The sequence below is a fragment of the Trinickia sp. genome, from assembly GCF_051953405.1.
Classification (GTDB): domain Bacteria; phylum Pseudomonadota; class Gammaproteobacteria; order Burkholderiales; family Burkholderiaceae; genus Trinickia.
In genome coordinates, this window is record NZ_JBQCIV010000054.1 from 70,776 (window position 1) to 87,335 (window position 16,560).

Annotated in this window: 15 protein-coding genes; 8 read left to right on the forward strand and 7 right to left on the reverse strand. The window is 60.8% G+C overall.

Annotated features, from left to right (window positions below; all coding sequences use genetic code 11):
• Window positions 1-183: 183 nt before the first annotated feature.
• The 5 genes from fliE (at window position 184) to ACTHN9_RS08545 (ending at window position 3,489) form a co-directional block, all read left to right on the forward strand.
• Entirely contained in the window at window positions 184-525 is a 342-nt protein-coding gene (fliE, locus tag ACTHN9_RS08525; protein ID WP_440536321.1) for a flagellar hook-basal body complex protein FliE, read from the forward strand.
• Between the two features lie 144 nt (window positions 526-669).
• Entirely contained in the window at window positions 670-1,107 is a 438-nt protein-coding gene (gene fliS / locus ACTHN9_RS08530; RefSeq protein WP_440536322.1) for a flagellar export chaperone FliS, read from the forward strand.
• Window positions 1,104-1,433: a flagellar protein FliT gene (locus ACTHN9_RS08535; RefSeq protein WP_440536323.1), complete on the forward strand. Its 330-nt coding sequence runs from the start codon at window positions 1,104-1,106 to the stop codon at window positions 1,431-1,433. The genes fliS and ACTHN9_RS08535 overlap by 4 nt, the downstream gene beginning before the upstream one ends.
• 101 nt (window positions 1,434-1,534) lie before the next feature.
• The gene (gene fliK, locus ACTHN9_RS08540) at window positions 1,535-3,118 is read left to right on the forward strand and encodes a flagellar hook-length control protein FliK (protein ID WP_440536324.1); all 1,584 of its coding nucleotides are present in this window, start codon (window positions 1,535-1,537) and stop codon (window positions 3,116-3,118) included.
• Window positions 3,103-3,489, forward strand: a complete 387-nt coding sequence (locus tag ACTHN9_RS08545; protein WP_440536325.1) for an EscU/YscU/HrcU family type III secretion system export apparatus switch protein — start codon at window positions 3,103-3,105, stop codon at window positions 3,487-3,489. The genes fliK and ACTHN9_RS08545 overlap by 16 nt, the downstream gene beginning before the upstream one ends.
• A gap of 43 nt (window positions 3,490-3,532) precedes the next feature.
• Here ACTHN9_RS08545 and ACTHN9_RS08550 read toward each other — a convergent pair whose 3' ends face one another.
• The 7 genes from ACTHN9_RS08550 to ACTHN9_RS08580 all read right to left on the reverse strand — a co-directional run bounded on the left by ACTHN9_RS08550 (window position 3,533) and on the right by ACTHN9_RS08580 (window position 11,394).
• Window positions 3,533-4,018 carry a hypothetical protein gene (locus ACTHN9_RS08550; protein ID WP_440536326.1) on the reverse strand — a complete coding sequence of 162 codons (486 nt, stop codon included), beginning with the start codon at window positions 4,016-4,018 and terminating at the stop codon, window positions 3,533-3,535.
• A 38-nt stretch (window positions 4,019-4,056) separates the two neighbouring features.
• Window positions 4,057-4,341 (reverse strand): PAAR domain-containing protein, encoded by a 285-nt coding sequence (locus tag ACTHN9_RS08555; RefSeq protein ID WP_440536327.1) that lies wholly within the window; start codon window positions 4,339-4,341, stop codon window positions 4,057-4,059.
• A 10-nt stretch (window positions 4,342-4,351) separates the two neighbouring features.
• The gene (locus ACTHN9_RS08560; RefSeq protein ID WP_440536328.1) at window positions 4,352-5,260 is read right to left on the reverse strand and encodes a hypothetical protein; all 909 of its coding nucleotides are present in this window, start codon (window positions 5,258-5,260) and stop codon (window positions 4,352-4,354) included.
• On the reverse strand, window positions 5,257-6,432 hold the full coding sequence (locus ACTHN9_RS08565; RefSeq protein ID WP_440536329.1) for a DUF2515 family protein: 1,176 nt from the start codon (window positions 6,430-6,432) through the stop codon (window positions 5,257-5,259). The genes ACTHN9_RS08560 and ACTHN9_RS08565 overlap by 4 nt, the downstream gene beginning before the upstream one ends.
• Window positions 6,433-6,710: 278 nt before the next feature.
• Window positions 6,711-7,616: a hypothetical protein gene (locus ACTHN9_RS08570; RefSeq protein WP_440536330.1), complete on the reverse strand. Its 906-nt coding sequence runs from the start codon at window positions 7,614-7,616 to the stop codon at window positions 6,711-6,713.
• Window positions 7,613-8,785, reverse strand: coding sequence for a DUF2515 family protein (locus ACTHN9_RS08575; RefSeq protein ID WP_440536331.1), 1,173 nt, complete (start codon window positions 8,783-8,785; stop codon window positions 7,613-7,615). The genes ACTHN9_RS08570 and ACTHN9_RS08575 overlap by 4 nt, the downstream gene beginning before the upstream one ends.
• Window positions 8,786-8,820: 35 nt before the next feature.
• Window positions 8,821-11,394: a type VI secretion system Vgr family protein gene (locus ACTHN9_RS08580; RefSeq protein ID WP_440536332.1), complete on the reverse strand. Its 2,574-nt coding sequence runs from the start codon at window positions 11,392-11,394 to the stop codon at window positions 8,821-8,823.
• A gap of 357 nt (window positions 11,395-11,751) precedes the next feature.
• On the opposite strand from ACTHN9_RS08580, the gene tssF (ACTHN9_RS08585) reads away from it, so the two are divergent.
• The 3 genes from tssF (ACTHN9_RS08585) to tssG are packed head-to-tail and all read left to right on the forward strand — an operon-like array spanning window position 11,752 to window position 16,540.
• Window positions 11,752-13,617 (forward strand): type VI secretion system baseplate subunit TssF, encoded by a 1,866-nt coding sequence (gene tssF, locus ACTHN9_RS08585; protein ID WP_440536333.1) that lies wholly within the window; start codon window positions 11,752-11,754, stop codon window positions 13,615-13,617.
• 23 nt (window positions 13,618-13,640) lie between these two features.
• Window positions 13,641-15,470, forward strand: coding sequence for a type VI secretion system baseplate subunit TssF (tssF, locus tag ACTHN9_RS08590; RefSeq protein WP_440536334.1), 1,830 nt, complete (start codon window positions 13,641-13,643; stop codon window positions 15,468-15,470).
• Window positions 15,434-16,540: a type VI secretion system baseplate subunit TssG gene (tssG, locus tag ACTHN9_RS08595; protein WP_440536335.1), complete on the forward strand. Its 1,107-nt coding sequence runs from the start codon at window positions 15,434-15,436 to the stop codon at window positions 16,538-16,540. Before tssF (ACTHN9_RS08590) ends, tssG begins: the two co-directional genes overlap by 37 nt.
• Window positions 16,541-16,560 lie beyond the last annotated feature (20 nt).

Here is a 16,560-nt window from a genome sequence, read left to right on the forward strand (position 1 = left end):
ACACTTTCACGATGGGGATTATCCATACCGGTGCGCAACTGAATCAGTCGAATAGAAGCGGGTTTTCCCCCTAGTTTCACGGGTTTGCGAAGGGGGGCGCTGCTATGCTCACTCTCCGTGATGGGTCAGTGCGCCGCCGGTTCGGAGGGTGCTTCGCCTTTCGCCCCTTTTTACGGAGAAACCATGACCGTTCCAGTCAATCCGCTCACCTCGGCGCTGCAGCAGATGCAGTCCATGGCGGCCGAAGCCGCCGGCGAGTCGAAAGCCGCGACGCTCGGGGAACAGTCGGGCGTCGCGACGGCCGGCAGCTTCGCCACGGCGCTCAAGAGTTCGCTCGACAAAATCAGCGACGACCAAAACAAGGCGGTCGGGGAATCGCAGGCGTTCGAACTCGGTTCGCCGAACGTGTCCCTGAGCGATGTGATGGTCGACATGCAAAAGGCCAATATCGGCCTGCAATTCGGCTTACAAATTCGTAACAAGCTCGTGGCCGCCTACAACGACATCATGCAGATGTCGATTTGAGGCTGGCGCGGCCGCCGCGGATTGGCCGCTTACGGATGCCTAAAGCTTTGGCCGGGGCGATCCGATAACCGCGATAAGACCTGCGCGTTCGTACGACGGCGCGCTTGGCAAACCCCCATCCACGACTAACAAGGAGAAGCGCCGATGTTTTCCCAAGGACACGCTGGAGCGGGTGCCTATGCGCGCGTCGGCGTCGAGACAGGGGTGATGGGCGCCAATCCGCATCGATTGATCCTCATGCTGTACCAAGGCGCGCGCAAAGCTATCGCCCAAGCGCGCATGCATTTGCAGCAAGGCAATATCGGCCCGCGCGGCGAGGCGATCACCAAGGCCATCGGGATCATCGGCAGCGGCTTGCAGGCATCGCTGAACAAAGACGTCGGCGGCGAGATCGCCCAGCGGCTCGACGCCCTCTACAGTTACATGATGCGCCGGTTGCTCGAAGCGAATATCGCGCAGAGCGAAGCGATGCTGATCGAGGTAGACGGCTTGCTGGCGACGCTCGAGGAAGCGTGGGTCGGCATCGGCGTCGAGGCGGCGCGCATCATGGCACAGCAGGGGCAGGCGGACGCGCAGCGATGAGTTCGAAAGCAGATTACTTTGAACGGTACGAGGCGATCGCGGCGGTTTCGTCGCGGATGCTCTCGGCGGCCCGAGAGGCGCTCTGGAACGACCTGATGGCGTTGCAGGACGAGTACCGGGTGCTTGTCGATGCGCTGTGCGAGTTCGACGCGGGCGTGCCGCTCGACGAGCAAGAGCGGATGCGCAAGTACGACCTGATTCGTCAGATCTTGGCCGACGACGCGGCGATTCGCGACTTGCTCAACCCGAGCGTGGCGCGCTTGTCCGCTTTTTTTTCGGCGCGGCGTCCTGCACACGTGCTCAAGGAGCTGTTCGGCGCGCGCTGAGCGCGCCCGTTTGCTCGACCCCTTCAACTCATTTTCCCGGCCCGCGGCGCATGTCGCCTGCGTAGTGAGGGTAGGCCCGAACGACGGCGCAAGGACGCGGCATGACAGGAATCGATTCTGCCCTCGCCTCGATGCTGGTCAGCCGCATCGATAGTGTGCTCGACAGCGTGGGCGCGGGCGCCCGCACGAGTCCGGCCCAATCCGGCGCGACGGGCCTTACCGTCGACACCCCGGCTCCGGCCGATTCGGCCGCCGCGCTGCCCGACACGCCCCCGCCGGCTTCCGCCCAAGCCATCCTTTCCGAAGTGGCCCTGACGCTCGACGCGATTTCGCGCTTCGGCGGGGAAGCGACGCCTGCCGTGATCGGCGAGGTGCCGATTTGGCCCTCGCCGCCGGCGATCGATACGGCCGCTGGTGGCGATGGACTGTTTCAAGCGGGGCAGGGCGCTGCGGGCGCCGGGGCGAACGCGGCTGCGAGTGCGGGTTCCGGCGCTGGCGCTGCGGGGCCGGCGCAAACCGGTTCGACAGACTCCGCGGCCGGGGCCAGCGGCGTGGGGGCGGCCGCAACGGCGATGCCGGTGGAGGCGTTGGCTGCTGCGCTCGAGCAGACCGTGGGCGAATCGGGGCTATTTTACGAATCGCATCTGGCGCAATGGCTGAGCGGCGGATATTCGGCGGCCGCGCTGGCGAACGAGCCCCAAACGCGGCTTGCTGCCGAAGCTATCCAGTTGCCGCTCGATTGGAGCTACTCGTCCGGCGGGGGCGATGCGGCCACCATGTCGGGCTGGCAAGGCCCTGCCGCATCCGTCCCCGCGGGCGGCGGCTGGCTGCCGCATGAACTGCCGCCGCAGTTGTCTTTACCTACATTCGGCGCGGGGCCGCACGCCGCTGGGGTCCCGCCTTATCCGGGTGCCGCGGCGGACGGCACGCCGTGGCGGGGCACGCAGGCGACCTTTTTCGAAGATGCGGCCCTGCATGGCAACGGCGCTGGGCATGGCGCGACGCTCCCGCCGGACGTCCGCTCGTCGATTGCCGCATCGATCCATCCGGCCACGATTCCGCTGGTGCGCCAGCAACTCGACGTACTGGCCACGCAGCAGTTCCGTTGGACGGGCGAGGTTTGGCCGGGGGCGAAGCTCGATTGGACGATCGAACCCGACCGCGAGCAACGCGCGCGTGCCGGGGAGGGCGGCGAGGATGCGGAGCAGACGTGGCGAACGCGCGTGACGCTTGCGCTGCCGACGCTTGGCACCGTCGATGCCGAACTGGTGCTGAGCGGCTCGCAGCTTGTCGTGCGGGTGCAGGCGAGCCCCGGTGGGGCTGCGAAGCTCGCGACGGGCGGCGCCGCGTTCGGGCGCCGGTTGGAAGCGGCGGGCATCGAGTTGGCGGGCTTGCAGATCCGCGAGATCGGCGGGACCGCGCCGGCCGCTGCGGGCGGGGCGGCCGCGGCGGCGACGTCGGCCTATGCGCGCGCGGCGGCGGAGGCCGAGCCGCGCGAGACATCGAAGGATGTATCGGATGTCGAAGCGCGCGATAGCGGGCTCGATCCGACGAGCGCGAGCGGAGCGTTCGGGGCATTCGCCGGACAGGGCGGCGAGGGGGATCCGGCTCAAGCTAAGCGCGGACCGGTGCCTTCGCCGATCGATCGTTTGTTCGACGATCCGTTCGAATGGAGCGGATCGTGAGCCGGCGCGAGCGACGCCAAAGCGCGGCGGCGCTGGCCTACGACGCGAAAGGCGGCGATCGAGCGCCGCGCGTGGTGGCGAAGGGCTATGGGCTCGTGGCGGAGATGATCATTCAACGGGCCCAGGAAGCGGGGCTTTATGTTCATCGCGCACCCGAGATGGTGTCGCTGCTGATGCAGGTGGATCTCGATGCGCGGATTCCGCCCGAGCTTTATAAGGCGGTGGCGGAGTTGTTGGCTTGGTTGTATCGGCTTGAAAGCGGGGTGGCGGAGGAGGGGGCGGCCGAGGGTGGTGCTTCGACGGGCGCGCCGGACGCCGATGAAAGTCCGGCGACGAGCCCGAGCGCCGCATATCCGTTGCTGCCACGGTGAGCGCGGGATCGACGTCCTTCTCGACAGTTGCGGCCGACGGCGGTTAAAGACGATTGCGCCGCCTCCATCTGGATCTGATCCAGGCGAACATTGCTTCCGTCAGGTAAACCAGCGGAACAGATGCGCAAGCGATTACCGCCCACTCGATGGCACCGAGGTCGTGCGCGGGATACTTGTAGCGGTAGTGATCCAGGGCGCTTCGGATCATGTCCCAAATTAACGGCGAGACCACGAGCACGCCGCACATCAAGAAGCCTATCGTTTTCACAACGCTTTTCCGAGAGGATTCAAGCGGTGGAAAAGCGGTCGCCCGGCCAATGCCTATGATTCCAACATGGCCAAGTACAAAGATACCGATCGTCCAAAGCCATGCCAAGGCCCGATTTGCATCAGATGCCAGGGGGCCAAGGATAAAGAAAACCATCATGAACCATAACCCGATGCAAAGAAAGAAGGCTGGAATAAGTCCGAAAATATAGTAAAAAATCAGCCTGATCGGTGGCGACAGCTCGCAAAGTATTTCTTTCATACGTTCTCTTGAATTTTACCCAATAAGATTAGCGATGGTCAGTCGACCTCGGCCGATTTCGCTATCAAAACTGCACCGCAAGTCGTCTTGTGCCCTTCGAGGGCGACGGGCGCGCCAAAGTCGAGGCTACCGTCGCAACCCTCCGCGATCTCGAACAGGTGAGGCTCGCATTTCGGGCACGTGACCTTGTCGCCCTTGCGTGCAATGGGAATCTCAGCCCGGCTCCATGTGGAAGATGGGCTGCCGGAGATCACGCGGCCACCGTGGCTGGTTGTGTCGCCGATTACGATTTGCGCTTTTCCGTCTACGGTTGCTCGTGTCACTTTCGGAGCCTCATTGCGGATTGGAGGGCGATCCCTGCAATGCCTTGATCGGTGGGTCCTGGTAAGTCGTGTCGATCGCGTAGCCTTGTTCTTTCAGAACCGCTTCGGTCTTGAGGCGATCTGCATGGTACTTCTGTAGCTCCGCTGGAAGCAGCTTCTTCCAGTTGGCGATTTTCTCCGAATTGCCCGGAAAGTAACCTATTCCATAAAATGAGTATTCATTTTTAAATGTTATCGTCAGTAAATATGTACTCTTGTCGATGAAATCTTCCGCGTTGCTTTCCAGGAGCGAGACGTCTAGATAGACGCCGTCGGCGTAGAAAACCCAATGTGGCATCTTTCTGATCGTCGCCTTCCATTCATCCATGGTTGGCATATAATTCGGGTCGAGCGAATAGACGGGGTTCAACTTGATGTAATTCCATGCCTGTCGACCGCTAAGGCGCGGATGGTTTATTCCGATATATCTAACCCAACCTTTTCTGCGGAGGTCGGAAAAAAGACTTTCTATCCGTGCGAGAGCAGATTTATGCGTATCCACTCGCTCGGGGCTCACTCCGAAGTTTACGCTCCATTGGTAGATTCCATCGGGCACGCCGTTGGCGTCTGTGCCCATTGCCGACAGCGCGTTGTCAATCAGGAAACTATGCTTGCCGTGCATAAACTCCAGCGTGCCAAGATTGCCATCAATCCAGTCGTATTGGAAGAAATTGGTTCCGGATGGATGGTTGTCAACGGACGATCCGGGCTGGTTAAGGTCCGATTTTTTGGGATCGCCGAGGCTGATCCGCACAAGGGAAAGTTTCATGCTTTTGCTGTCACCATGGGTGAATTCGAACGGGAGGCGGGGCGTGGCCAACGCCACACCGGACGCAGTCAGCCCTAAAAAAACAACGAGAGGGAGAATTCCTTTCATCATTTATCTGGCCAGTCGAGCCATCCTTCTACGGTTCGGAGTTCGCCGAGCATGAATGTTTGCTGGGTCAGCATCAGCCCGTGATATTTTTCTGCTGCTTTTTGGATCCAATCCATACGCTTGCGATAATTTTCTAGAACCAGGCGATCCGGAGCGTCAGACCGGTATTTGATATCTTTCGTCTTGTAGTCGGATGTCAGCACCAGATGAAGACCTGGCACCACAGCGCGGGTAGTGACCACCAACGCGTCGGGGCCGTCGGATAAACCGGACCTCACTGTTGGTGAGATTGTCGAATGATTGATTGCTGTATTGTCAGCGACTGCCAGCGCTCGACGCTGGTCCTTAAGCCACTTGCTGAAATCCGGGTCGTCGTAGATTAACCCTTGCAGCACCTCGCCTTGCTCATGCTGCGCAATCGCAAGCAGATGCGAGAACGCAATGGCGGGCCTATCGACGTCACGGGCATTTTCCCAGGCCGTGACCAGCTCGAATCCATCTTTGACAATCTGCGTGCATTTCAGATACCCGAGCTTCGCCTTCTTCGTGCCTGAATCACCATCGACCTCATAAGGAACCTGACCGATCGAATCGGCGTGCGCGTGTTGCCGCGTAAAATTGGTCGCGACCTGATCGACAAAATGCCTACTGTCGCGCGAATTCGCGCACTTTTCGAATGTGTCGGCACCCGCGGCGTAGCCGTAGAACCAACCGAGGACGTCGTTGAAGAGCCAAAGGTTGCCGCGGCCCAGGCCTGCACGTAACTCGGAACAGTGCAATACCCAGTCCACCTGCCATTGGTTGAGCGTTGCCGCGACCTGCTTGGACGCGAACGCTCCCAAGCCCAACCAATAGAAGCGGCCGATCTTGCTCGGGTCGCCCAGGTGGAAGTTCTCGAGAAACACGTGCGCATACGCGGCTGCAATACGTCTTGCCCGAACCTCGGGGTCGCTGACGAACGTGGGCGGTCCGTTCTGAGGAAACAAATTCTCCGAAACATGAGTATTGCAATCGCGATAGTCGAGCACCTCACCCAACACGGACCAACGCGTCACAAGCTGTCGCATCGCGAACTGCTGCGCCAGCGACCAAATGACGTTGCAATCGCAGTGCGCATCCACGCAGGTATTCGGTTCGGGATTCGTCGTTCCCGTGACTTTCAAATTCTTAGCCAAACTCTGTACTCCCTGTCGACTCTCGGTGTGATGGGTCAAGCGCCGGAACGGCCGGCAGGCGCAGCTGCGAATTCATCCCAGTGCAACTCGAATTGCGCGGCCTCCTGCTGCACCGTATTCAGTGCCGGCGAGCGACCGTGCCCATCTGTCCTAAAGATGTGGCCACTGGATTGCGCGCTGAGCCGGTAATCCACGCCAGGCAGCGGCTTGCCGGTTGGCAAGAGAACCCCGAAATTCGCGCTTTTCCGCCGACGGTTGCTCGCGTCATCTCCGAAACCTCATTGCGGGTTGGCGGATGATCCCTGCAATGCCTTGATCGGCGGATCCTGGTAGGTCGTGTCGATTGTGTATCCTTGTTCTTTTAGGACTGCTTCGGTCTTGAGGCGCATTGCGTGATACTTCTGAAGTTCCGCGGGAAGCAGCATCTTCCATTTGTTAATCTTATCCGAATTGCCGGAAAAGTACCCAATTCCATAAAAACTGTATTCGCTTTTCAAGTGCATTGTTAGTAGATAAGTGCTCTTTCCAACGAAATTTCCCATGTTGCTTTCTATCGGTGATACGTCCAAATAGACGCCGTCTGCGTAAAATATCCAGTGTGGCATCTTTCTGGCTGCTGCTTTCCACTCAGCAATGGTTGGTGTGTAGTTTGGGTCGAGCGAGTAAATTGAATTTATTTTGATGTAATCGAAGGTCTGTTGGCCTGTAAGGCGTGGATGGTTTGTTTTTATATATCGTATCCACCCATTTTTTCGTAAATCGGAAAACAACTTCATCATGCGTGCAAGGGCGGCTTCGGGCGTGTCGGCTTGCTCTGAGCTGACTCCAAAATTTATGCTCCAATCGTAAATACCCTCTGAGACATCCTGGTCATCGGTACCCAGCACGGATAACACATTGTCTATCTTGAAGCTGTGCTTCCCGTGCATGAACTCCACGGTACCCAGGCTACCTCTTTCCCACTCACGTTGGTAAAACTTCATCCCGGAGGGATGGTTGTCGGTGGACGAACCGGGCCCCTTGAGATCTGAATCTTTCGGGTCTCCCAGCCGAATTCGCATAGGCGATGATTTCATGTTGTTGCTGCTTCCAATTGTTGGATTAGAGGGCAAAGGACGCGCGGTCGACGCGGCACAAGCGACAAGTATTGCTAGCGTTAGCGAAACATAGAGATATTTTTTCATCGTTTGCTCGGTCTATCGCTGAGATTTTTTATTTTGCTGAGTTCATCAAGCATGAATTTCTGCTTTTTTTGCATCAATCCGTCGTATTTATTTGCGGCGTCCGTGATCCACCCCATGCGCTTCTGGTAATCGGCCAAATCCAAACGGTCCGGAGCGTCAGAGCGGTATTCTGCGTTGTCTGTTTCGTAGTCCGATGTTAATACTAGCTGAAGGCCCGGTACTAGGGCGCGGACAAATGGCGCTAACGGACCTGCGCCTTCGGATAGACCATATTTGATCGTTTCCATCGAAGCATTCAGTGCTGTGTCGTCGCCAAAGGTCCTTGCGAAACGCTGCCGGTTGAGCCACTTATTAAAGTCCGGATGATCATAGATTAGCCCTTGCAGCACCTCGCCTTGCTCATGTTGCGCAATCGCGAGAAGATGTGTAAGTGCAAAGCTGGGCCTGTCGCCATCGGCAGCATTTTCCCAGTCTGCGACCGCCTTGAAGCCGTCTTTGATAATTTGCGTGCATTTGTGGTACCCGAGCTTCGCCTTCTTCGCGCCGGTGTCGCCATCGATCTCATAAGGAATCTTATCGATCGTTATGGCATGGTCCACCTGCCGCATAAAGTTGGTCGCGACCTGATCGACAAAATGCCTACTGTCCCGCGAATCCGCACATTGTTCGAAGGTATCGGCGCCGGCAGCGTAGCCGTAGAACCACGGTAGGACGTCGTTGAAGAGCCAAAGGTTGCCCCGCCCCAAACCAGCACGCAACTCGGTGCCGCGGAGGAGGCCCTTCACCTGCCATGTGCCGAGCGTCGCCGCGACTTGCTTGGACGCGAACGCTCCCAAGCCCAGCCAATAAAAGCGGCCGATCTTGCTCTTATCGCCCAGATGAAAGTCCTCGAGAAACACGCGTGCATACGCCGCCGCAATACGCCGCGCTCGGACCTCGGGATCGTCGACGAACGTGGGCGGTCCCTTCTTCGCGAACAGTTCCTCCGAAACATGAGTTTTGCAATCGCGGTAGTCGAGCATCTCACCGTGCGCGGGCGTATGCGTCACAAGCTGTCGCATCGTGAACTGCTGCGCCAGCGACCAAATGATGTTGCAATCGCAGTGCGCATCCATGCAGGTATTCGGTTCGGGATTCGTCGTTCCCGTGACTTTCAAATTCTCAGCCAAACTCTGTGCTCCCTGTCAACACTCGGTGTTATGGGTCAAGCGCCGGAACGGCCGGCAGGCGCAGCTGCGAATTCATCCCAGTGCAACTCGAATTGCGCGGCCTCCTGTTGCACCGTATTCAGTGCCGGCGAGCGACCTAGCCCATCTGTCCTAAAGATGTGGCCTCCGGATTGCGCGCTGACCCGGTAATCCACACCGGGCAGCGGCTTGCCGGTTGGCGAGAGAACCCGAAACGTTTGATCGTTCAACTGCACGTCCGGTTGCCCGTTGGCGTTCACGCCCATCGTCTTGGATGGCATCGTGCTGACCTGCGCATTGACCTCGTATTTCCCGCTACCCACGGTGATCTTCCCGGGGTTCAGGCTGATATAGCTGTCGCCGCCGTTGAGCATGAGCTGCTTCGTCGCCCTGATCGTGATGCTTTCCGCCGTCTGGGTGATATCGAGCTTGGCCAACAGATTCAGGTTCTTCTGCAGCGCTTTGATATCGATGTCGCCGGCGTAGGAAACCATTCGAATCCCGAGCCGATAGGCGAAGAAACGGATCGCGTTTTTCGCGGAAGCGAGCAAGCTGTTGCCGGTGCTCACGCTCAGATGACCGCCGGCAGTCATTGCCGTATGCGCGCCACTGGCGAGGTGCGTACTGCCGGCTGTCGTCGCTTGTATCCCAGCGGGCGAAGCCAGCACCAAATGCGGCTTCGACAGTTCAGGAAAATCCCCGCCCGCCTGCCCACCGATTTCGTCGTTTTGTTTCTTCAACGCAGCAGTCACCGTCGGCTGATCCTGCTTGTCCTGCGCCTGAGCCTGTATTGCCGCGCTGGCGAGCGTATCGTGTTGCTCCCGCGCTTGTGCCAGACGCTGCACGGTCTCGCCCATCTCCTTAGCCGCAGCCGCCGCACCCGATCGCGTCTCCGTGGTCACCAGCATGCCCTGATTCGCGCGCAGCACGCCCCACGCGTCGGTTGCCAATTCCCACCCGGTCCCGCGCGCCTGTCCGCGCCCGGCGTGGCCAGTAATGCGGGTGTTGTAGCCCACCACCAGCCGCGACTGTGCATAGTCGCTCGATACCTGGACCTGAAGTTTCCCGTTCGTGTCGTCGGCCACCACCCGGTTTTCCTGCGAGCCGGCCAATTCGCGCGAACGCAATCCCGATAGCGCCTGGTTCTCGGGCAGCTTCCACTGCACGTAGTTGATGGCGTTCGACACGCTCCCCATGACGATCGGCCGGTCCGGCGAGCCATCCACAAAGATGACGGCTACCTCGTCCCCGATGCGCGGAAGATGGCGCATCCCATACCCGCGTCCGGCCCACGGATGGATGACGCGCAGCCAGCAGGAACTCGTCTGGTCTTGCTTGCCTAGCCGGTCCCAGTGGAAATGCACCTTCACTCGGCCAAGCTCGTCGGTGTAAATCTCCTGGCCAGTGGGTCCCGTTACGAACGCTGTCTGTATCCCCGGCACCACCGGTCGCGCAATCGTCCGCGCCGGGCGGTATGGGATCTTCTTTCGAATGCAGGTGAAGCTTGCGCTGTACGCTGCCGCGCCGTCGCCCGTCTGATAGTTGTTGCGCGCGCTATGCCTGATCTCGGTCAGCATGAACTGCCTGTCTTCAGGCTCGGTGCCCTTGTGATCGTAGTGATCCTCGAGCTGGAAAAAACGCCTCGGCATCAGCTTGCGGCACGTCGTCTGCCCAAAGAACAGCTTAGCGGCGGATGCGATCGCCTCGGCGTGGAAGCCGGCCAGATCCTGGCCCCGAGCCTCGTCCGGGTACGCGTGCGCGCCCGGATAGTCGTAGATGTCGTAGGCGGGTACGTCGCCCTGGTCGTTCTCGATATCGAGTCCCGCCTCGCGCAGTGCGTGCGGCACCTTGTAGTCGAACGTCTTGTACGACACGCTGCCCGACGCCATTTGCCGCCACGCACGGAACGACGAAATGATGTCGATGTCGTCCAGCCGCTCGCCCTGCGAATACGGAATGCCCGGGCTGAAGCCGTCGATGGGCTTCGCACTGGTCGAGGTGTCGGTGACGATGAGCTTATGGCTTTGCTTCGTATGCTCGAAGTAGAAGAAGAGACCTTCCTCCTGCATGAGCCGCAGGGCAAACACCAAATCCGTTTCGCGGTATTGCGTGCAGTAACTGCGATTCGCAGTGGGTTTCGACAGTCGGAACTCGAACGAGGCGAGCGAGCCGTATTCCTTAAACACTTTCGAGAGGATCGATTGAACGGTCTGTTCTTGAAAGATGCGGATATCCTGCCTGCGTGTCAGTCTCCACAACCAAGGCCGTATTTCCGCTCTGTATCGCGCGAGTCCGCCATCGTTATCGACGTGGGAAAAAGCGGTGACATACCCGTGAAAATATCGATGTTGCGAACTCGAGAGCGCAGTGTCCTGTTGCAGTGAAATCGTCACCGGCTGGCCGATCATTCGCTTGAGTTCGATGGTCGAGTCCTGCGACACGAAGCTCGCCTGCATTTCATCGATGACCGACAACCCTTCCGTACAGTCGAAGGCAACCAACAACAGCTTCGACCGCCCCGACAGCGGTGTCTGCGCGTCGATATGACGAGGGGCGTTCAGGAGCTTGAGAAAATCCGGAATCTTGGACATTGGATTCGAATAGCGCGCGCGACCTCAATGCCGCGGAAACGGGAGCCGGATAATAGCGCGGAAAATTATAGGGTGTCACTTCTATTTACGGAGAAAACGTTTTCTCTTCGAGGTGCGGCTGATGTTGTCGGGCGTGATGGAGAATTATCCTATTGCATTTTGATTCGGCGCGTGATGCAAAGAGTTGGGCAAGTGATATGCGCGATGCGTTTTGGGTCGAATGAGGGACGGTTCCGTCCGTGACGAAAAATATTTATTTGCGCCATTGTGCGGAAAGCATTGCGTCGTTTTAATACAACCGCTTATAGTCCGTACCTTTCGTATAGCCCCGCACCCCCGCGCCGCACCCCTAACCGCATGGACGACTTCGATACCCTTGTGCCGCATTACGAACGCGAATTGGCGCTGCTGCGTCAGGGCATGGCGCGGTTCGAACGTGAGTTTCCGGCGGCTGCAGTCCGGCTTTCGCTGTCCGACGGGCTGAGCGGCGACCCGAGCGTGGGGCGCATGATGCAGGGGGCCGCGTGGCTCTATGCGCGCACATCGCGGCGGATCGGCGACCACGTACCGGAGTTCACCGAAGCGATGCTCGAAACGGTGTTCCCGGCGTATCTGCGATCGGTGCCGTCCTGCTCGATCGCGCGGTTCGATGTCTCTCGTTTGTTCGAGGACCGGACGCGGACATTCACGGTGCCGCGCGGCACGGAGCTGGCGTCCCGCCCGTCGCAGTGCCGCTTTGCCACGGTCTGCGACGTGACGCTCGCGCCACTGGAAATCGCGGATGCGCGCTTTGCACCCGCCGCCGTCGCGCCCATTCTCAATGCGGGTCGGCTGCCCGACGATACCGCCGGCATCATTTCCATCGAATTCGCGTCGCCCCACCGCGAGTGGGTGGAGCGCAGCGAGTTGTTGCCGGAGACGCTGCGCGTCTACCTGCATGGCGAGCGTTTCTTTGCCACCTCGTTGGCGGATGCCCTGTTGCTGCGCCCGGCCACGGCCTTTGTCGAAGCGAACTGTAGGAACGGTAGCGGCTGCTGGCGTCCGTTGGAACGGTCGCCTGTGTCCGCAGCCGGCTTCGAGCAGAACGAGGCCCTCATCGAGGAGCCGCGGCACGTGCCCACCCAGCCGGCGCTACGGATGCTCATCGAATACTTGGCTTTCCCGCAAAGGTTCCGCTTCGTCGATCTCGACTTCACGGCGCTGCTGCGTGCCGCCGGCAGATGCGACCGGCTCACGCTGCACCTGCCGGTGTCGGCGCAGCTAACCGATGCGCGGGCCGTGCAGCGCCTCGCCGCATTGAGCCGAGATCATCTTCGGCTCTTCTGCACGCCCGTCGTCAATCGCTTCCGGCTAGAAGCGGAGCAGGCCGACGTCAAGCGGGGGCGGCCGTACTACCCGGTCGTGTTGCCCAAGCCGAAGAAAGGGGCGGCGCGCGCCATCCCCCATTCGATCGATGCCGTACGCATGATGCTGGACGAGGACGGCAAAACGCGAGGGGACGAAATTCCGCCCTTCCATTCCTTCCAGCACAGCTCGCCAGTGGGGATGTTCTGGCTGCGGGAGCGCGAGCGGTCGGCTGCGCGCGGGGTGGGCAACAAAGCGGCGATCCGCGTTGTCGACTGGGGACACGAGCCCGTCGTTCCCCGCGCTGCCCGGCTCGCGATCTCACTGACCTGCACGAATGGCGACGTGCCGGCGATACTCGGCACCAGCGTGCAAGAAGGCCGCCTGCACAGCGAGTCGCTGGGTCTCGACGCACCGGTCGCCATGCTCATGCATCCGTCCTCGCCCATGCGCCTGCCACAGGACGGCGAATCGCATTGGCGATTGATTTCGGCGCTCTCGCCCAATCCGGCGACGCTGTCGGCCTCGGGCCTGCCGATGCTGCACGATCTGCTGCACCAGTTGGGCAACGGCGCGTCCAGCGATACGACGCGGTTCGTCCGCGGCATCGTGAGCATGGACTGCAGCCCGATTCGGCCGCTGATGTCCGTCCCGGGCATCCCGACGCCCCATCTCGTCCCGGGCATCCGGATCGTATTGACCATCGACGAAGCCGCCTTCGCCGGCGAAGCGCGGCATACGTTCGCGCGGTTGATGGAGCGGTATTTCCTGCGGTACGCCGGCATGGACTGCGTACAGCTCGCGATCGTATCGACGGCCGGCACTGAAATCTGGCGTGGAGAACCGCTGCTCGGGCCGCCCGGGCAGGGCATCCTCTAACGCCGTCGGAGACGAGGGAACCGATGGACGGACTGCTGCCCTGGTATGAACGCGCGCTATCTCATCTAAGGCAGGGTGCGCGTGGGTTTGCCGCGCGCTATCCGAAGATTGCGGGGCACCTTGTCCCAGCGGACGAGGGCGAGCGCGATCCGCACGTCAACCAGATGCTCGATGCGCTTGCGCTGCTGAGTGCCCGGGCCGACAAGAAGCTCGACGACGACTATCCGCAGTTCGCCGAAGCGCTGCTCGATGTGCTCTACCCGCACTACTTGCGGCCGTTTCCGGCCTGCTCGATTGCCCAGTTCACGCCTGCACCGTTCACGGCCGCATCGGATACGACGTTCCCTTCCAAGCAGACGATCGCGCGAGGGAGCGTCCTGGAAAGCCGATATGTGGGCGCGGTCGCGTGCCGGTTCAGAACGGCCTACGACGTGACGTTAGTGCCGCTTGCTGTCAGCGCGGCGCGCTATGCCCCGGCCGCCGTTGCGCCCATCGTGCTGCCGCCCGATGCGGCCGGCGTCGTGTCCGTCACGTTCGAATCTACCCGCGCGTCATTCGATATACGATCGCTCGACCAGCAGACTGTGCGTCTGCACTTGCACGGCGAGCAGTCGCTCATCGCCGCGCTTGCCGACGCGCTGTTCATCGATGCCTGCGCCGCGTATGTCCAGTCGGACGAGGGCGCTTGGACGCCGCTGCCGGCCGTCCCGATTGCCCAAGTGGGCTTCGATCCGGCGGATGCGTTGCTCGACTACCCGGCTCGATCGCATCCGGCGTTTCGGCAGTTGATCGAATACTCGGGCTTCCCGGAGAAGTGCGATTTCGTCGATGTCGATTTCCGCGCGATGCTCGCCGCCGCTGGGCCTTGCCGGCGCGTGACGCTGCATGTCGTTCTGAGGGGCACGCAGGCGACAGGTCCGCTGGATTCGCTCTCGGCCACGCATTTCCGGCTCTTTTGTACGCCGATCGTCAACTTGTTTCGCCGGCCGGGCGAGCCGATTCGCGTGACGCATACGGCCGTCTCGTATCCGGTCCTTGCGGATGCGCGTCACGCGTCTGCGTACGACATTTATTCGATCGATTCGGTGCACCTTGTGCGCCAGACCGAGGAGCGCGAGCAGATCGTCGAATTCCGGCCGTTCTTTTCGTTGCACTATGGCGAGCCGCAGCAGCGCGGCCATTACTGGTTCGCTCGGCGGGACGATGAGGTCAAGGCGAAGAGCCCTGGCTATGAGATGGAAATTTCCGTCGTCGAGGCGGATTTCGACCCGTCGATACCATCGACCGACACCCTCAGCCTGGCGCTAACATGCACGAATCGAGATCTGCCTTCGCGCCTTGCCCTCGGTCTCGACGGTGGAGACCTCTTCCTTTGGGGCGATGCACCGGCCGCCCTTATCGCGATGCTGCGTCGGCCCACGGTGCCTTTGCATTTCGAGCGCAAACGCGAACTGCACGGCCGGCTGCTGTCGCACCTCGCGCTCAACCATACATCCCTGGTCGGCGCCGGCGCCGGCGTGTTCAGAGAATGGCTGACGCTGTACGACTTGCAACGCAGCGCCACATCGTCGCGTCACATCGCCGGCATTGTGGCGCTCGAAGCGCGCCAAGCGGTGCACTGGTTGGCTGGCAAGCCATTCGCAACGCCCGTGCGGGGCGTCGAGGTGCGAATGACGCTGGACGAAGGGCATTTTGTCGGCACAAGTATCGCGACGTTTGCCGGGATGATCGACGCGTTCCTGGGCCTCTATGTCCATCTGCGCAGCTTTGTGCAATTGGTCATCGTGTCGAAAAAGACCGGCAGGGAGATCTTGCGATGCCGGCAGCGCAATGGCGAGACCCAACTGCCATGATCCGGCAACTTTTCAAGAAGCCGCAGGCGTTCGGCTTCTTTCAACTCGTTCGGCTCCTGGATCACGGGTACAGACGGCGTACGCCGGGCGCCTCCCCCGACGGGCCTATACAGAAGCTGTTTTTCCGCAATACGTTGTCGCTCTCGTTTGCACCGAGCGAAGTCGAGCGCCTGCAAGTGCTCGATGCCGACGGGGTTCCGCTAGACAGCGACGAAGCCATTGCTGCAGCGCTTGGGCACGACGGGGCGGAGCGGATCGACCGGATCGAGGTGACGCCGGCATTTTTCGGTTTACTCGGCGTGCACGGTGCATTGCCGCCGCGCTACACGGAGCAGATCGCCGGACACGAATCGCTTAAACGCGACTTTGCGGCACGCGCGTTCCTCGACGTACTTAGCCATCGCGCCACCGCGCTCTTTTGGTCGGCTTGGAAGAAATACCGGCTGCCGTTTCACTATCGGACCGATGACGACAAGCGATATCTGCCGCCCCTGCTTGCACTGGCAGGCGTGGCGGAGAACGGCACACGCGCCGGCCTGCGATGTGACGGCGGCGCGTTCTCAGACGAAGCGATCGCCCACCATGCGGCGGCGGCGCGACATTGGCCGATGTCGGCGGCGTACCTGCAGCAGACGCTGTCCGAATTTTTTCGAGTCCCTGTGCAGACGGAACCGCTCGTAGGCGAGTGGTACGGCGTGCCGCGGGAACATCTGTCCCGATGGGCTCGATCGGGCGGGATGAATATGGTGCTCGGTTCGGCAACCCTCGTCGGCGAACGGGTCTGGCAGTGCGACATCGGTGTCCGGCTGGTCATTGGGCCTTTATCGAAACGCGACTACGAAGCGTTCTTGCCTGGATTCGATCGCGCCGTCGCCCTGCGGCGCCTCGTGACGATGTTGGCGGGCGCGACCGCCGAGTACGACGTTTCGTTGGTGTTGCGCCGCGCCGAAGTCGCTCCGGCACGGCTGGGCGGAAACGGAAGACTGGGGTGGGACGCCTTTCTTTCTACGCGGGCCGCGTGCACGGATCGCGACGATGTGCGCTACAAATTGCACGGGAATCAGCGCTGACCCGGGACCGAATGCGCTCA